A 13,177-nucleotide genomic window follows, 5' to 3' on the forward strand; every position below is an offset into this window, starting at 1 on the left:
AGCAACTGCGCCGGGCCGGCAAAGGCTACGTGCTCGGGGTCAGCAGCGCTCATGTGTTTCGATCCTGGGGCAAGCGACCGCCGGTCTCCGGTACGGCCGCAGACATCGCCCGGACGCGGCGCTCATCCGACTGGAAGCGCCTGTCGGCGGGAGCCGGAACCAAAGGACCGCGGCTGCACGATTGGTGTTATCTCGAACTGGCCGACCTCGAGGCCGAGCCATTCAACAGTGCAAATGATGGTTTGTGGACACGCGGCCTACTGATCCGTCGCCGCATCGCCGATGGTGACCTCGCCTTCTTCACCACCTGGTGCCCAGCGGGAACATCAATTGAAACGCTGGTCGCGGTCGAAGGCCATCGCTGGGCGATCGAGGACAGCTTTGAAACCGCGAAAAACGAGTTCGGGCTCGATCACAACGAAAGCAGATCCTGGCATGGCTGGCATCGCCACGTCTCCCTGGTGATGCTCGCCTTCGCCATGATGGCGGCAATCCGTCATCGCGCCAATCCGCTGCCGCCCAAAAAAACGAAACGCCGAACTCCGGCAAAAACCAATGCGTCGCCACGGCGTCATTGATCCGTTGGTCAATCCAGGAAGTCCGACGCATCGCCATCAGACTCGCTCGAAAGCGAATCCAACCCGCACACATCATCGCATGGTCACTTTGGCGTAGAGCTCACCAGGCCGCCGCCCAGCGCGCGCACTTCAAAACAAAAAGACAACTGTAATGCTAGTCCGCCGCAATAGCGGCGATGAAAAGCGCGCAGGCCGCCGTGGAGGCCACCGTCCGCACGTGATTCCAGAATGTCCATTCCTTGAGATACCGCGCCCATATCGAAGCTGCCTCAGTGCTAGCCGGATCGGCCGCGGCCAGCGCATTGTTGAGCGGCACGTTGAAGATCATCGTCACGACGAACATGCCGACGACGTAGAGCACCCCGCCGGCGAGCATCGCCGCCGCGCCGGGCTCGCCCAGGCGGAAGACCGCAAGGGCGGCGAGGATCGCGCTCACCAGCGTCGTGCCGAGGAAGAGCGGCATGAACGGCGAGCGGACGATGTCGACATTGATCGCATTCATGGCCGCGATGCCGGATGCCCGCTCGATGCGGCCGAGTGCCCTCATCACGAAGGTCGAGAACGCAAAATAGAGCCCGGCAAGCAGGCCACAGCCGATCGCCGCGAACCAGAGCAGGATCAGCACTACAATCTCGCCCACGGGCGACCTCGCTTCCGCTGGGTTGTGATTCGGCCCCCACCAAGCGCCCGTCGGCTCCGGCCTGGCCGCTTTTCCCACACTGGCACAGGTGCCGGGACGGAGCCACCTTACCGGCATTTCCAACGCGATTCGTATTGCAGGATTGCGCTTAGGCAAATTTTAAGCCGACACGCGTAGGTTGGCAGAGTGAGTTCAGTGGTCGAGAGTTTGTGAGTACGCCATGACAGAACCCCATCGCCCGAGGGTGAAATACGTCATCGGGCCTGACGGCAGTCCGCTAACCATTGCCGACTTGCCCGCGCCCGGTACAAAACGGTGGGTCATTCGCCGGAAGGCTGAAGTTGTTGCCGCAGTGCGCGGCGGTCTGCTCTCCCTGGAGGAAGCTTGCAGCCGCTACACGCTGACGGTCGACGAATTCCTTTCCTGGCAATTTTCCATCGATCAGCACGGCTTGGCCGGGCTGCGCACCACCCGGATCCAGCAATATCGACAGTAAGCCCTCGAAACCAATCGAATTTGATGAAAACCGGCCTCGCTTTGCGAAGCCGGTTTTTTTCATGTCCTACTTTCTGCCGCGGTTCTTAACCGTCGTTAACCGGATGGAAACCATACCCTAGGCAATAATTGCCCAGTCGGACCCTCCGAGGGCCGAATCCCCTGGGGGCGGTTGGTGCAAAGTCTGGTTGCTTTCCTGAAGGGCCTGGGCGCGGCCCGGTTGGCGGCGATGGTGGCGGTCACCGCCGCGCTCATCGGCTTCTTCGCCTTCGTCATCTTGCGCGTCACCACGCCGCAACTGACGACCCTGTTCACCGATTTGAGCGTCGAGGACTCCTCCGCGATCGTCAAGGAGCTCGAGCGGCAGGCGATCCCGTTCGAGCTGCGCAATGACGGCACCGTCATCATGGTGCCAAAGGACAAGGTCACGCGCCTGCGCATGAAGCTCGCCGAGGGCGGCATGCCCAAGGGCGGCGGCGTCGGCTACGAGATATTCGACAAGTCGGACGCGCTCGGCACCACGAGCTTCGTTCAGAACATCAACCATCTGCGCGCCCTGGAAGGCGAGCTCGCCCGCACCATCCGCGCCATCGACCGCATCCAGGCCGCCCGCGTGCACCTGGTGCTGCCGGAGCGGCCGCTGTTCTCGCGCGAGACGCCGGAGCCGTCCGCTTCCATCGTGGTGCGGGTGCGCGGCACCCTCGAACCGCAGCAGATCCGCGCCATCCGCCACGTGGTCGCCTCCGCCGTCAACGGGCTGAAGCCGCAGCGGGTCTCGATCGTCGACGAGGCCGGCCAATTGCTCGCCGACGGCGCCACCAGCGATGCCGACAACGCCGTCGGCGACGAGCGCCGCGCCGCCTTCGAGAAGCGGATGCGCAAGCAGGTCGAGGACATCGTGTCCTCCGTGGTCGGCCAGGGCCGCGCCCGCGTCCAGCTCTCCGCCGATTTCGACTACAACAAGATCACCCAGACCTCCGACAAGTTCGACCCCGAAGGGCGCGTGCTGCGCTCGAGCCAGACCCGGGAGGAATCCAGCCTCTCCGCCGACAATAGCGGCCAGGTCACGGTCAACAACGAGCTGCCCGGCAACCAGAACCAGGACAATGCCGCGCGCGCCCGCGACCAGAGCAAGAAGAGCGAGGAGACCAACAATTACGAGATCTCCCGCACCACCAAGACCGAGGTGACCGAAGCCGGCCGCGTCAACCGCATCTCGGTCGCCGTCCTCGTCGACGGCAGCTACGCCAAGAACGAAAAGGGCGAGATGGTCTACCAGGACCGTCCCAAGGAGCAGCTCGACCGCATCGCCGCCCTGGTGCGCTCGGCGATCGGTTTCGACCAGAAGCGCGGCGATCAGGTCGAGGTCGTCAACCTGCGCTTTGCCGAGGCGCCCTCGGTCGCCCCGCTCAACGAGCCCACCGGCCTCCTCGGCATGCTGCAGTTCACCAAGGACGACGTGATGTATGTGATCGAGCTCGGCGTGATGATGCTGCTCGGCCTGGTCGTGCTGTTCATGGTGATCCGCCCGCTCGTGAAGCGCATGCTGGCCAACGAGGTCGTACCCGGCCGCGCCGAGGCCTCGGTGCCCGCACTGGCCGACGCCAGCGCGCAGGCCGGCAGCGAAGGCGGACAGGGTCAGGCGCTCCTGACCGGCGGCGGCGCCGCGCACATGATAGACGTCGCCCAGATCCAGGGCCAGGTCCATGCCCAGGCCGTGAACCGCGTGGGCGAACTGGCCGAACGCAATCCGAACGAAACCGTCTCCATTGTTCGCCAATGGCTGACCGAGCCTGCGGAGACCTGAGATGGCCAGCGTCCCGCAAACCGCGAACGCCAACGACATCACAAGCGTCATATCGACGCTGTCGAGCCGTCAGGGCGACCGCCCGAAGAGCAAGCCGATCTCCGGCCCGAAGCGCGCGGCGATCCTGATGCTGGCGCTCGGCGAAAAATACGGCGGCAAGGTGTGGTCGTTGCTCGATGACGACGAGGTACGCGAACTGTCGATGGCGATGTCGACGCTGGGCACCGTGGAGGCCGACGTGGTCGAGGACCTCTTGCTCGAATTCGTCTCGCGGATGTCGGCCTCGGGCGCACTGATGGGCAATTTCGACGCCACCGAGCGGCTCTTACAGCAATATCTGCCGGCCGACCGCGTCTCCGGCATCATGGACGAGATCCGCGGGCCCGCGGGCCGCAACATGTGGGAGAAGCTCTCCAACGTCCAGGAAGAGGTGCTCGCCAATTACCTCAAGAATGAATATCCGCAGACCATCGCCGTGGTGCTGTCGAAGCTGAAGTCCGAGCACGCCGCGCGCGTGCTGGCGATCCTGCCCGAGGACATCGCGCTCGATGTCGTCGGCCGCATGCTGCGGATGGAGGCGGTGCAGAAGGAAGTGATCGAGCGCGTCGAGCAGACGCTGCGCACCGAGTTCATGTCGAACCTGTCACAGACCCGCCGCCGCGACGCCCATGAGGTGATGGCCGAGATCTTCAACAATTTCGACCGCCAGACCGAAACGCGCTTCATCACCTCGCTGGAAGAGGAAAACCGCGAATCCGCCGAACGCATCAAGGCGCTGATGTTCACCTTCGACGACCTGGTCAAGCTCGATTCCGGCTCGGCCCAGACGTTGATGCGCCATGTCGACAAGGAGAAGCTCGGCATCGCGCTGAAGAGTGCCAATGAGGAGGTCCGCAACTTCTTCCTGGGCAACATGTCCTCTCGCGCCGGCAAGATGCTGATGGATGACATGGCGGCGATGGGACCGGTGCGCCTGCGCGACGTCGACGAGGCGCAGGCGCTGCTCGTCAATCTCGCCAAGGATCTCGCCGCCAAGGGCGAGATCATGCTGACCAAGAATCGTGCCGACGACGAACTGGTGTACTGATGGCCGCGCCCGCAAAATTCCTGTTCGATACCGACTTCTCGGCGCCCGCCAAGTCGCGTGAGCGTGCCGCAACCGCCGCCGAGATCGCCCAGAAGGTCGCGGAAGCCGAGGCGCGCGCCTATCGCAACGGCTACGATGCCGCCCAGCGCGAGGCGAAGGTGGAGAGTGACCGCCGCGCCGCGCTCGCGCTGGAGGAGATCGGGCTTGCGATCAAGAACATCGCGTCACGCTTTTCCGGCATCGAAGCGCGGATGGAGACCGAAGCAGTCGACGTCGCGGTCTCGGTCGCGCGCAAATTGTGCGGCGAAATGATCGCGCGCGAACCGCTTGGCGAGATCACGGCGCTGGTCTCCGACTGCTTCTCGCATCTGGTCTCGACCCCTCACATCGTCGTCCGCATCAATGATGCGCTCTACGAGGGCGCGCGCGAAAAGATCGAGCGGCTGGCCACACAGAGCGGATTTCAGGGCCGCCTCGTGATCCTGGCCGAGCCGACAATCGCGACCGGCGACTGCAGGATCGAATGGGCCGACGGCGGCATCGTGCTGGAACGCGCGACGATCGAAGCCAAGATCAACGAACTTGTCGGACGCTACATGGCGTCCCGTGACCAACGGCCATGAGGATTGAGCCAAAGGATCGACGATGAGTGACACCGACACACATGTCCCGCTCCCCGACCTCAACTCGGCGGACGCGCCAAGGGACGACGATGTGGGCTATAACGAGGACGAACACGCTTCGCGCATCGCCTCCGACCTGGAAGCCGTCTTCGACGTGCCGGTGCAGGTCTCGGCCGTGCTCGGCCGCTCCAAGATGGATGTCGGCCAGCTCCTGAAGCTCGGCCCTGGCACCGTGCTCGAACTCGACCGCCGGGTCGGCGAAGCCATCGACATCTATGTCAACAACCGCCTGGTGGCGCGCGGCGAAGTGGTACTGGTCGAAGACAAGCTCGGCGTGACCATGACCGAAATCATCAAGGCAGAGCGTAGCTAGAGCATGATCCGGAAAAGTGGACACCGGTTTTCCGAAAAGATCATGCTCAAGTAGTCACTTTTAACGGATGCGCGCGCGACGGACGCGCGGGAGACAGGAGACACTCATGCGGCTTCTCATCGTCGGCACCCTGAGGGGGCAGCTCACGACCGCCACCAAGATCGCGATGGACAACGGCGCCTCCGTGACGCACGCGGAAGGCAACGAGCAGGCGATGGCGGTGTTGCGCAGCGGCAAGGGCGCCGACCTGCTGCTGGTCGATGTCGCCCTCGACATCCGCGACCTTGTGATGCGATTGGAAGCCGAGCACATCCACGTGCCGATCGTCGCCTGCGGCATCTCCAACGATGCCCGCGCCGCGGTGGCGGCGATCCGCGCCGGCGCCAAGGAATACATCCCGCTGCCGCCCGAGCCGGAGCTGATCGCCGCCGTGCTCGCCGCGGTCGCAAATGACTCCCGCGATCTCGTCTATCGCGACGAAGCCATGGGCCGGGTGATCAAGCTGGCGCAGCAGATCGCGGGCTCGGACGCCTCCGTGATGATCACCGGCGAGTCCGGCACCGGCAAGGAAGTGCTGGCGCGCTACGTCCATTCCCGCTCGACACGCGCCAAGCGTCCCTTCATCTCGATCAATTGCGCCGCGATCCCCGAGCATCTCCTGGAATCCGAATTGTTCGGTCACGAGAAGGGCGCGTTCACCGGCGCAATCGCTCGCCGCATCGGCAAGTTCGAGGAAGCGACCGGCGGCACGCTGTTGCTCGATGAAATCTCGGAAATGGACGTGCGGCTGCAATCGAAATTGCTGCGCGCGATCCAGGAGCGCGTGATCGACCGCGTCGGCGGTACCAAGCCGGTGCCGGTCGACATCCGTATCATCGCGACCTCGAACCGCAATCTCGCGGACGCCGTGCGCGCCGGCACCTTCCGCGAGGACCTCTTGTTCCGCCTCAATGTCGTCAACCTGAAGATCCCGCCGCTGCGCGACCGGCCGGCCGACATCCTCGAGCTGGCGCAGCATTTCGCGAAGAAATACGCCGAGGCCAATGGCGTGCCGGCGCGGCCGCTGTCGGCCGAGGCACGGCGGGTGCTGACCTCGAACCGCTGGCCAGGCAATGTCCGCGAACTCGAAAACACCATTCACCGTTCCGTGCTGATGGCGCAGGGCGACGAGATCGGCCCCGATGCCATCGTGACTCCGGACGGCGACCGCCTCGACCTCGCCAGGACCGCGCCGGCGGTCGCTCACGCCACCCTCGCCGCCGAGCAGGTGACGCGCGCGCTGGTCGGCCGCACCGTTGCCGACGTCGAGCGCGACCTGATCCTGGAGACGCTGAAGCACTGCCTCGGCAACCGCACCCATGCCGCCAACATCCTCGGCATTTCGATCCGCACGCTGCGCAACAAGCTCAACGAATATGCCGATGGCGGCGTGCCGATCCCGCCCGCTGGATCAGGCACGGCCGACTACCAGCGCCTGGCCACGGCGGGGTAGTCGTCATCACCGTCATTACGAGCGAAGCGAAGCAATCCATCGTGCCACACGCGGAGACATGGATTGCTTCGCTGCGCTCGCAATGACGGAGTGGATGCGACTGCGTTCGCATCGCAATGACGCCTGGAGCTACGAATAACTCGGCGCGTCGGGTTTTCGGAAAATGTGAATGGGGTCGCCGGGCGTAAAGTCACGTCCAGTGAAGGCGACATAGGCATAGAGCGCGAGATAGGCGATCGCGAGCGCACCGATGCCGTAGAAGACCCAGGTTGCAAGACGTTTCATCAAGCCCATGACACGCTTCGTTCCTTCCGGCAATAGAAAAGACCGACGCCTTCTATTGCGCGAGGAGACAAAACGCCACGGCTGGCAACATCGTTCCCGGAACAAGTAGCCCGGGTGAAGCGCAAGCGTAACCCGGGACCGCTCCCGATCGCCGACGCAAAGCCCCGGGTTGCGCGTTCCGCACCACCCGGGCTACGAGCTGATGTCAGCGCAGATGCACGCCGCGTGTGGGCACGCTGACGTCGGCCAGCTTGGCGGCATCCTCGTCCTGGTCGACGGCGACATAGCGGCCCTGCCAATAGGCGAGCGCCGCGGTGCGCGAGGAGACCTGCACATCGAGCACGCGTCCGATGACGATTGCGTGCGAGTGGCGCTCCAAGATGTCCTCGACCTCGCAATCGATCGCCGCCAGCGCGCCGACCAGAAGCGGCACGCCGGAGGCCCGCGTCGTCCATTGGGCGCCGGCAAAGCGCTCGGCGCCTTTCAGCCCGCCTTTGCCGGTGAAGCGCTCGGCGATCTCGACCTGGTCCGAGCTCAAGATGTTCACGCCGAAAACGCCGTGGCGCTTGACCAGCGGCCAGGACGATGCGGCGCGGTTCAGGCTCACGATCAGCGAGGCTGGCTCGACCGACAATGAGGAGACGGAGGTCACCGTCATCCCGGAGATGTCCTTGCCGCGCCCCGCCGTGATGACGCTGACCCCGCCGGTCAGATGGCGCATGGCGCCGCGAAACTCGTCGGAGGTGACCACGGGATCGATCGCGATGTCGCGGACGGCGGGGTTCATGCGGGCCTCACAGATCGTCGGAACTGTCTTCGCTGCCTTCCAGCAGATTCTTCAGGATCGCGCCCTCGAGTGCCGCGAGTTCGGCCGAGCCGCGCTCGCGCGGGCGCGCGATGTCGACATTGAAATCGTGCGCGATGCGGCCGTTTTCAATGACCAGCACCCGGTCGGCCAGCGCCACCGCTTCCGAGACGTCATGCGTCACCAGGATCGCGCTAAAGCCTTGATCGCGCCAGACCCGCTCGAGCAGCCGCTGCATCGAGATCCGCGTCAGCGCGTCGAGCGCGCCGAGCGGCTCGTCGAACGCGAGCACCCGGGGCTGGCTGACCAGCGCGCGGGCCAGCGCGACGCGCTGTTTCTGGCCGCCCGAGAGCACCGAAGGCCATTGCCCGCGCTTGTCGCCGAGACCGACCTCGACCAGCGCCTTCTCGGCGCGCGCCTGCGCATTCGCGGACGACCGTTCGCGCCCGAGGCCGACTTCGACGTTCGACAGCACACGCGCCCATGGCAGGAGCCGCGGCTCCTGGAACATGACGCGGATATCCTCGGCGCGCGCCTGCTCGCCGAAACTGATGCTGCCGGCGGTCGCCTTCTCCAGCCCCGCGATCAGCCGGAGCAGCGTGCTCTTGCCACAGCCGCTGCGGCCGACGATCGCGACAGACTGGCCGGCGGGAATGTGCAGGTCGATGCCGCGCAGCACTTCATTGTCGCCGAAGGATTTGCGCAAGCCGCGGATGGTCAGCGACAGCCCGCGCGACGGCACGTCAGCAGAATGGCGAAATTGGCGCGCCTCTTCGACGAAATCCCCGCGCGCGACAGCCTCGGCCTCGAGCGGACGAAAACGAAGGACTTCCTGCATATTTTGTTCTCCATAGCGTTTTCGAGCGAAGTGGATACCGGTTCGCGTGAAGAAAACGCGTCAAAGTAAAGGGCTCAATGTTTCTGGAAGGCCGGGTGCCAGGACAGCGTCAGCCGCTCCAGCGCGCGCGATGCGCTGTCGGCAAGCTTGCCAAGCAGGGCGTAGATCAGGATCGAGAGCACGACGACATCGATCAGCATGAATTCGCGCGCCTGCATCGCCATGTAGCCGAGCCCCGAGGACGCCGCGATGGTCTCGGCCACGATCAAGGTCAGCCACATGATGCCGAGCGCAAAGCGCAGGCCCACGAAGATCGACGGCAGCGCACCAGGGAAGATCACCCGGCGGAACAATTCGCCGTCCGTCATGCCATAGATGCGGCCCATCTCGATCAGTTGCGGATCGACGGTGCGGATGCCGTGCAGCGTGTTGAGATAGATCGGGAAGAATACGCCGAGCGCCACCAGGAACAGTTTTGCCGACTCGTCGATCCCGAACCACAGGATGACCAGCGGGATCAGCGCCAAGTGCGGGATATTGCGCACCATCTGCAGCGTGGTGTCGGTCAGTTTCGCCGAGAGTTGCGACAGGCCGTTGGCGAGGCCGAAAGCAAAGCCGATGCCGGCGCCGATCAAAAAGCCGATGCTGGCGCGCCAGAAGCTGACCCAGATGTTGCGGATCAACTCACCTGATAACAGCAGCTTCCATCCCGCCAGCGCGACGTCGGTCGGCGCCGGCAGCACCCGCGCGGGCACAAAGCCGGTGACGCAGGCGAGCTGCCAGATCAGGATGATGGCGAGCGGCACGATCCAGGGGATCAGGCCGTCGGCGCGCGGCAATTTGGGCGCGCGGACACGCGGGAGGCTATCGATGAGGCTCATGATTCCGATACCTGCTTTTGCGGCCGATAGTCGTTGCCGATGGTCTCGCCGAACGGCCCGGTGTTGACGCGGATCGGCGTCACGTTGTCCGACCGCTCGAGCGCGAGCAGCGGGAACACAAGTTCGGCGAAGCGATAGGCTTCTTCGAGATGCGGGTAGCCCGACATGATGAAGGTATCGATGCCGAGATCCTGATACTCCTTGATCCGCGCCGCCACCGTCTGGGCATCGCCGACCAGTGCGGTGCCTGCGCCACCGCGCACGAGGCCAACGCCCGCCCACAGGTTAGGGCTGATCTCGAGCTTGTCGCGGCGGCCGCCATGCAGCTCTGCCATGCGCTGCTGACCGACCGAGTCCATGCGCGAGAAAATCTTCTGCGCCGCCGCCACCGTGTCGTCGGTGACGTACTGGATCAACTCGTCCGCGGTCTTCCAGGCTTCCGCATTGGTCTCGCGTACGATCACGTGCAGGCGGATGCCGAAGGAGATCTTCCGGCCGCGCTTGTCGGCAACCGCCTTCACGCGCGCGATCTTCTCCGCAACCTGCTCCGGCGGCTCGCCCCAGGTGAGATATTTGTCGACAGTATCCACCGCGACATCAATGCCGGCGTCCGAGGAACCACCGAAATAGAGCGGCGGCCGTGGCGATTGGACCGGCCGGAACAGCAGCCGCCCGTCCTCGATGCGGATGTGCTTGCCCTCGACATTAACGGTCTTGCCGGCGAGCAGGTCGCTATAGACGTTGAGGAACTCGCGCGTCACCTCGTAGCGCTCGTCGTGCGCCAGGAAGATACCATCGCCCTTGTTCTCGACGGGATCGCCGCCGGTGACGACGTTGATCAGGAGCCGTCCGTTCGACAGCCGGTCCAGCGTTGCAGTCATGCGGGCGGCGACGGCAGGCGACTGCAGGCCGGGCCGCACCGCCACCAGATAGCGCAGCCGCTCGGTCTGCGGCGCGACCGCGGAAGCGACCACCCAGGAGTCCTCGCAGCTTCGCCCGGTCGGCAACAGCACGCCGTAATAGCCGAGCTGATCGGCGGCCTGCGCGATCTGGCGCAGATAGTTGAAGTTCACCTCGCGTCCGCCGATGGAGGTGCCGAGATAACGGCCGTCGCCATGGGTCGGCAGGAACCAGAGGATGTTGGCGTTGGGTTGTTTAGTCACGATCCGGACCTCCGCGCGACGTCTGAAATCTTGATGGCTTTCGGCAACAGGCCGAGGGCAAAGAACGTGTCCGCCACCTGCTGCTGGTCGGCGATCACGGAATCGGTGAGCGGCTTGATGCCGTAGGACTGGCGCTTCAACGCAACCTCGACCACCGGCACCGAAAGGCCGATCGACGGCGCGAGCTGCTCTGCGACCGCATGGATGTCGCCCTTGGCCCAGTCATCGACCTCGCTCAATTGCGCGAGCACGAGATCGACGATCTTCGCATCGCTCTCCAGGAACTTCTTCGAGGAAAAGTAGAATTGGTAGTTCGAGACGATGCCGGTGCCGTCGGCGAGCGTGCGCGCGCCGGTCGCAGCTTCCGCCGCGGCCTGGAACGGATCCCAGATCACCCAGGCATCGACCGAACCGCGCTCGAAGGCCGCGCGCGCATCGGCGGGCGCGAGAAACACCGGCTCGATCTCGGAATATTTGACGCCGGCTTTCTCCAGGGCCTTCACCAGGAGATAGTGGACGTTCGAGCCCTTGTTCAGCGCGACCTTCTTGCCCTTGAGGTCGGCGACCGACTTCAGCGCGCTGTCCTTCGGCACCAGGATCGCCTCGCCTTTCGGCGCCGGCGGCTCATAGGCGACATATTGGATGGGCGCACCGGCCGCCTGCGCGAAGATCGGCGGTGCTTCGCCGGTGTTGCCGAAATCGATCGCGCCGACATTGAGCGCTTCGAGCAGCGGCGGGCCGGACGGGAATTCGGTCCAAACCACCTTGTAGCCGACCGCCTTCAGCTTCTCCTCGAGCGTGCCCTTGCTCTTGAGCAGGACCAGCTTGCCGTACTTCTGGAAGCCGATGCGGACGGTCTTCTCCTGTCCGTACGACGCACTGACGGCGGCGGCGACGATGCTGACTGATAGCACCGCGCTGGTGATCCAGCGTTGAATGATACGTCGCATAATGACCTCTGCGTGGAAATGAACTCAGCTCTGGGGATTGCGCCAGACGATGTCGCGGATCGCGATCTCTTTCGGGATCAGCCCGAGCTTGAAGAAGCGGTCGGCCACGCCCTGCTGGGTCGCAACGATATCGTCGGTGACGGGTCCGATCCTGAACGCGGCCCGATTGGCGGCGATGGTCTGGATATCCAGCGGGATTCCGGTGACGGTGCTCAGCGATTTCGCGACCTCGTCGCGGTGCGCCTCGGCCCAATTCGCCGTTGACGCGAGGACGTCGATAATCTGTTGCAGCACAGGTCCGTGATTCCTCGCGAAGTCACGGTTGGCGATGAAGAACGAGTTGGTCTTGGTGATCTCATGGGCGTTGACCAGGATGCGGCCGTTCTGCTTGGTCTCGCCGATCGCGAAATAAGGATCCCAGATCGCCCAGGCGTCGATGCTGCCATTGGCGAACGCCGGTCCCGCGTCGGGCGGCGTCAGATAGACCGGGGTGATGTCGCTATAAATGAGGCCGGCCTTTTCAAGCGTCTGCACCACGATGTTGTGGGCGCTGGAACCCTTGGTGAAGCCGAGGCGCCTGCCCTTGAGATCGGCGATCGTGCGGATGGCCGAATTCTGCGGCACCAGGATGCCCTGGCCGTTCGTAATGGGCTGGCCGGCGGCATAAACGATCGCCGCACCGGCAGCTTGCGCAAACACCGGCGGCGAGTCGCCGACCGCACCGAAATCGACGCTGCCGACGTTCATGGCTTCCATCATCGGCGGACCCGACGAGAACTCGACCCATTTCACCTCGATGCCGGCCGACTTGAAATGATCTTCCAAAGTCGCGCGCTGCCGCGCGATAACCAACACGCCGTTCTTCTGATAGCCGATACGAATTTCCTTCACCGCCGCTTCGGCCCGCGCGCGCAACGGCAGCGCAGCGACGGCTGCAGAGCCGAGCGACAACTTGAGGAACTCGCGGCGCTTCATCACAAAATTCTCCTGACGATCGAGCGCGTTATCGGCGCGCTATCACGCGACGTGAGGGAATGATGGGGGGCGCGAATGAGGCTGTCGAGGACCCCGAAAAAATAGCGATGCCCGCACTGCCATGCGGGCACCGGACGCGCGGTTTCTTTTAAGGCGCAGATTGTGCGTAGCGAAATATTTTCTTC

The 13,177-nt window shown here is 64.3% G+C and carries 15 protein-coding genes; 7 read left to right on the forward strand and 8 right to left on the reverse strand.

Annotation, left to right across the window (positions count from 1 at the left end; genetic code table 11):
* On the forward strand, positions 1–578 hold a 578-nt coding region (locus ACZYOF_RS12485), incomplete at its 5' end, for an IS701 family transposase (protein WP_463715929.1).
* A 154-nt stretch (positions 579–732) separates the two neighbouring features.
* Here the strand turns inward: ACZYOF_RS12485 and ACZYOF_RS12490 are convergent.
* Complete coding sequence (locus ACZYOF_RS12490) at positions 733–1,218, reverse strand: anthrone oxygenase family protein (protein ID WP_463715930.1); 486 nt, start codon at positions 1,216–1,218, stop codon at positions 733–735.
* A gap of 220 nt (positions 1,219–1,438) precedes the next feature.
* Here ACZYOF_RS12490 and sciP point away from each other — a divergent pair, with 220 nt between their 5' ends.
* The 6 genes from sciP to flbD all read left to right on the forward strand — a co-directional run bounded on the left by sciP (position 1,439) and on the right by flbD (position 7,095).
* Positions 1,439–1,714 (forward strand): CtrA inhibitor SciP, encoded by a 276-nt coding sequence (gene sciP, locus ACZYOF_RS12495; protein ID WP_002714638.1) that lies wholly within the window; start codon positions 1,439–1,441, stop codon positions 1,712–1,714.
* A gap of 174 nt (positions 1,715–1,888) precedes the next feature.
* Positions 1,889–3,520: a flagellar basal-body MS-ring/collar protein FliF gene (gene fliF, locus ACZYOF_RS12500; protein ID WP_463715931.1), complete on the forward strand. Its 1,632-nt coding sequence runs from the start codon at positions 1,889–1,891 to the stop codon at positions 3,518–3,520.
* Position 3,521: 1 nt separating this feature from the next.
* Positions 3,522–4,607: a flagellar motor switch protein FliG gene (gene fliG, locus ACZYOF_RS12505; RefSeq protein WP_028165359.1), complete on the forward strand. Its 1,086-nt coding sequence runs from the start codon at positions 3,522–3,524 to the stop codon at positions 4,605–4,607.
* Positions 4,607–5,230: a FliH/SctL family protein gene (locus ACZYOF_RS12510; protein ID WP_463715932.1), complete on the forward strand. Its 624-nt coding sequence runs from the start codon at positions 4,607–4,609 to the stop codon at positions 5,228–5,230. Before fliG ends, ACZYOF_RS12510 begins: the two co-directional genes overlap by 1 nt.
* Positions 5,231–5,252: 22 nt before the next feature.
* Positions 5,253–5,603 carry a flagellar motor switch protein FliN gene (gene fliN, locus ACZYOF_RS12515; protein ID WP_028165361.1) on the forward strand — a complete coding sequence of 117 codons (351 nt, stop codon included), beginning with the start codon at positions 5,253–5,255 and terminating at the stop codon, positions 5,601–5,603.
* Between the two features lie 106 nt (positions 5,604–5,709).
* Positions 5,710–7,095, forward strand: a complete 1,386-nt coding sequence (flbD, locus tag ACZYOF_RS12520; protein WP_463715933.1) for a sigma-54-dependent transcriptional regulator FlbD — start codon at positions 5,710–5,712, stop codon at positions 7,093–7,095.
* A gap of 129 nt (positions 7,096–7,224) precedes the next feature.
* Here the strand turns inward: flbD and ACZYOF_RS12525 are convergent, their stop codons facing one another.
* From ACZYOF_RS12525 to ACZYOF_RS12555, 7 genes are all read right to left on the reverse strand, one after another.
* Positions 7,225–7,389: a hypothetical protein gene (locus ACZYOF_RS12525; RefSeq protein WP_165421318.1), complete on the reverse strand. Its 165-nt coding sequence runs from the start codon at positions 7,387–7,389 to the stop codon at positions 7,225–7,227.
* Between the two features lie 196 nt (positions 7,390–7,585).
* A complete protein-coding gene (locus ACZYOF_RS12530) occupies positions 7,586–8,167 on the reverse strand; it encodes a flavin reductase family protein (protein ID WP_130581249.1) in 582 nt (193 codons plus the stop codon).
* Positions 8,168–8,174: 7 nt separating this feature from the next.
* The gene (locus tag ACZYOF_RS12535; RefSeq protein ID WP_463715934.1) at positions 8,175–9,023 is read right to left on the reverse strand and encodes an ATP-binding cassette domain-containing protein; all 849 of its coding nucleotides are present in this window, start codon (positions 9,021–9,023) and stop codon (positions 8,175–8,177) included.
* Positions 9,024–9,097: 74 nt separating this feature from the next.
* Positions 9,098–9,904: an ABC transporter permease subunit gene (locus tag ACZYOF_RS12540; RefSeq protein ID WP_463715935.1), complete on the reverse strand. Its 807-nt coding sequence runs from the start codon at positions 9,902–9,904 to the stop codon at positions 9,098–9,100.
* Complete coding sequence (ssuD, locus tag ACZYOF_RS12545) at positions 9,901–11,067, reverse strand: FMNH2-dependent alkanesulfonate monooxygenase (protein ID WP_463715936.1); 1,167 nt, start codon at positions 11,065–11,067, stop codon at positions 9,901–9,903. Before ssuD ends, ACZYOF_RS12540 begins: the two co-directional genes overlap by 4 nt.
* A complete protein-coding gene (locus ACZYOF_RS12550; RefSeq protein WP_463715937.1) occupies positions 11,064–12,017 on the reverse strand; it encodes a sulfonate ABC transporter substrate-binding protein in 954 nt (317 codons plus the stop codon). The genes ssuD and ACZYOF_RS12550 overlap by 4 nt, the downstream gene beginning before the upstream one ends.
* Positions 12,018–12,041: 24 nt before the next feature.
* A complete protein-coding gene (locus ACZYOF_RS12555; protein WP_463715938.1) occupies positions 12,042–12,992 on the reverse strand; it encodes a sulfonate ABC transporter substrate-binding protein in 951 nt (316 codons plus the stop codon).
* Between the last annotated feature and the right edge of the window lie 185 nt (positions 12,993–13,177).

The sequence above is a fragment of the Bradyrhizobium sp. LeoA1Lang genome, assembly GCF_055413685.1.

Bases quoted from the DNA above. Each gene is read 5' to 3' on its own strand.
- sciP (WP_002714638.1), top strand. From the start codon at position 1,439: ATGACAGAACCCCATCGCCCGAGGGTGAAATACGTCATCGGGCCTGAC.
- fliG (WP_028165359.1), top strand. From the start codon at position 3,522: ATGGCCAGCGTCCCGCAAACCGCGAACGCCAACGACATCACAAGCGTC.
- ACZYOF_RS12510 (WP_463715932.1), top strand. From the start codon at position 4,607: ATGGCCGCGCCCGCAAAATTCCTGTTCGATACCGACTTCTCGGCGCCC.
- fliN (WP_028165361.1), top strand. From the start codon at position 5,253: ATGAGTGACACCGACACACATGTCCCGCTCCCCGACCTCAACTCGGCG.
- flbD (WP_463715933.1), top strand. From the start codon at position 5,710: ATGCGGCTTCTCATCGTCGGCACCCTGAGGGGGCAGCTCACGACCGCC.
- ACZYOF_RS12525 (WP_165421318.1), bottom strand. From the start codon at position 7,389: ATGGGCTTGATGAAACGTCTTGCAACCTGGGTCTTCTACGGCATCGGT.
- ACZYOF_RS12530 (WP_130581249.1), bottom strand. From the start codon at position 8,167: ATGAACCCCGCCGTCCGCGACATCGCGATCGATCCCGTGGTCACCTCC.
- ACZYOF_RS12535 (WP_463715934.1), bottom strand. From the start codon at position 9,023: ATGCAGGAAGTCCTTCGTTTTCGTCCGCTCGAGGCCGAGGCTGTCGCG.
- ACZYOF_RS12540 (WP_463715935.1), bottom strand. From the start codon at position 9,904: ATGAGCCTCATCGATAGCCTCCCGCGTGTCCGCGCGCCCAAATTGCCG.
- ACZYOF_RS12550 (WP_463715937.1), bottom strand. From the start codon at position 12,017: ATGCGACGTATCATTCAACGCTGGATCACCAGCGCGGTGCTATCAGTC.
- ACZYOF_RS12555 (WP_463715938.1), bottom strand. From the start codon at position 12,992: ATGAAGCGCCGCGAGTTCCTCAAGTTGTCGCTCGGCTCTGCAGCCGTC.